Consider the following 1,946-nt stretch of genomic DNA (forward strand, 5'->3'; position numbering starts at 1 on the left):
ATGGCAAAGACCTGTTGAACAAGTCAATTGGTATGATGCAGTAGAGTTCTGTGACCGCCTTTCTAAGCTAACAGGAAGGGATTATAGACTACCTTCTGAAGCCCAATGGGAATATGCCTGTCGAGGGGTTACAAAACCTTTGAACCTGGAAAACGGAGAATCCTATCCCCCATTCCACTTCGGAGAAACCATTACAACAGCTTTGGCTAATTATCGCGGAACGGATGATAAAGACTTTGGATGGTCAGGAGCTTATGGTAGAGGGCAAAAAGGAGAATACCGTCAGGAAACAACAGCAGTAGGCTATTTTAAAGTCGTCAACTCTTTTGGACTCAGTGATATGCACGGGAACGTTTGGGAATGGTGCGCTGATGACTGGCATGATAACTACAAAGGTGCGCCCACAGATGGCAGTGCTTGGATTGATGGTAATGAAGCAGAAAATGTCAATACTGAAAATCAGTCATATTCAGCCAATAATGATAAAAATCAGTCATATTCACATCTGCGGGGCGGCTCCTGGAACTTCTATCCTGATTTCTGCCGTTCTGCGATTCGCGACAACAGCCTTAGGCGCGACATCCGCCTCAACGATGATGGTTTTCGTGTATTGTGCGCCGGGATGAAGTCAGAAGTTTGAAGTCAGAAGTCAGAAGTCAGATGATTTAAAGTGAATAAAATACTTATAGCGTTTATCATAGCTATGAGGTACACATTATTTTTTTCATCTTGCCTCTTTGCTGCTCCCTGCTCTCTGCTCCCTAAAACGCAGATCTGGGAACAGCGAATCTGGTAACAGTTTCCGATTTACTCCTGTTCATCATCATCCGGCAATTTTTCCATCTCCTGGGCAATTAGCCTCTGAAATTCCTCGCCACAATGAACATTCAAATGAATTGCAGCAGCCAGCAATTCTGCCAGAATTTCCGCTTGTTGTCTAGCACTAAGGTGAGGTGAGTGAAGCTGATGAATTAAAGCGGTAACCGTTTGGCATTCTGAGCCTAATTCTGTAATTAATGTCTTCAGAGTATTGCTATTAATAGGAAGGGAGCGATCGCGAATCTGCATAATTATTTCCCCAATCGTTTTAGTGCTTGCTGAATGCCCTTCTCAAAGGCACGAATCTCAGTTTCCCAATGCCTTATTAAACCTTGATCGGGAAAGTCCTTTTCATACTCTAGTTTAATCTTTTCTTGGTGTTCAGCAATGCGCTGATTCAAGCTACGAATTGCCTTTTTGTGGTTTTTCTTTCCCATAAAGTTTATAGATGCACCCACAGACTTACACCAGTATCTTATCGGGATGGTGTCTTCACCACCTTTATATTTTACCTACCCATACTTTTTATCTTGTAGGGTGAATGAATCGGTAGATCTCATTTTTGCGGTTTGACCTGCTGGTGCGTTACGGGGCGGGCTATTTCAACCAGGCGCGAAGAGGCTTAAAATTAGGGCAAGCCCGCCCCTAACGCACCCTACGCAACTCCCTGTTCCCGATTCCCGATTCCCGATTCCCGATTCCCGATTCCCGTTATATAAAAACAAAAAAGCGCCCCCCAAACGGAGAGCGCTTCTTTCAAACTTAGCCAATTAAGCCCAGTTTAGATTAGCCGTTGATAACTGGAGCAGTTAAAGCAACAGGAGTAACCTCACCAGCAGCTAAGTCTAGAGGGAAGTTGTGAGCGTTACGCTCGTGCATTACCTCGAAACCTAGGTTAGCGCGGTTAAGTACATCAGCCCAAGTGCTAATTACATGACCTTGTGAGTCGATGATGCTCTGGTTGAAGTTGAAGCCATTCAGGTTGAACGCCATGGTGCTAATGCCCAAAGCGGTAAACCAGATGCCTACTACAGGCCAAGCACCTAAGAAGAAGTGCAAGGCACGGCTGTTGTTGAAGGACGCATATTGGAAGATCAAACGACCGAAGTAGCCGTGAGCTGCAACGA

3 protein-coding genes and 1 pseudogene are annotated in these 1,946 nt (G+C 45.0%); 1 reads left to right on the forward strand and 3 read right to left on the reverse strand.

Annotation, left to right across the window (positions count from 1 at the left end; translation table 11 throughout):
* A partial coding sequence (locus tag F6K37_RS40015) for a formylglycine-generating enzyme family protein (protein WP_287256827.1) occupies window positions 1-640 on the forward strand: 640 nt, incomplete at its 5' end.
* A 167-nt stretch (window positions 641-807) separates the two neighbouring features.
* On the opposite strand, the gene F6K37_RS40020 is transcribed toward F6K37_RS40015, so the two are convergent.
* The 3 genes and pseudogenes from F6K37_RS40020 to F6K37_RS40030 all read right to left on the reverse strand — a co-directional run.
* A complete protein-coding gene (locus tag F6K37_RS40020) occupies window positions 808-1,068 on the reverse strand; it encodes a hypothetical protein (protein WP_287256829.1) in 261 nt (86 codons plus the stop codon).
* Window positions 1,069-1,070: 2 nt separating this feature from the next.
* Window positions 1,071-1,256, reverse strand: coding sequence for a hypothetical protein (locus tag F6K37_RS40025; protein ID WP_008185541.1), 186 nt, complete (start codon window positions 1,254-1,256; stop codon window positions 1,071-1,073).
* A gap of 349 nt (window positions 1,257-1,605) precedes the next feature.
* Window positions 1,606-1,946: pseudogene (locus F6K37_RS40030) on the reverse strand (photosystem II q(b) protein); the annotation flags it as partial.

Origin of the sequence: Moorena sp. SIO4E2 (assembly GCF_010671945.1) — a bacterium.
Taxonomy (GTDB): domain Bacteria; phylum Cyanobacteriota; class Cyanobacteriia; order Cyanobacteriales; family Coleofasciculaceae; genus Moorena; species Moorena producens.

Excerpts from the sequence above, each read along its gene's own strand:
- F6K37_RS40025 (WP_008185541.1), bottom strand. The coding sequence starts at position 1,256 with ATGGGAAAGAAAAACCACAAAAAGGCAATTCGTAGCTTGAATCAGCGC.
- F6K37_RS40020 (WP_287256829.1), bottom strand. The coding sequence starts at position 1,068 with ATGCAGATTCGCGATCGCTCCCTTCCTATTAATAGCAATACTCTGAAG.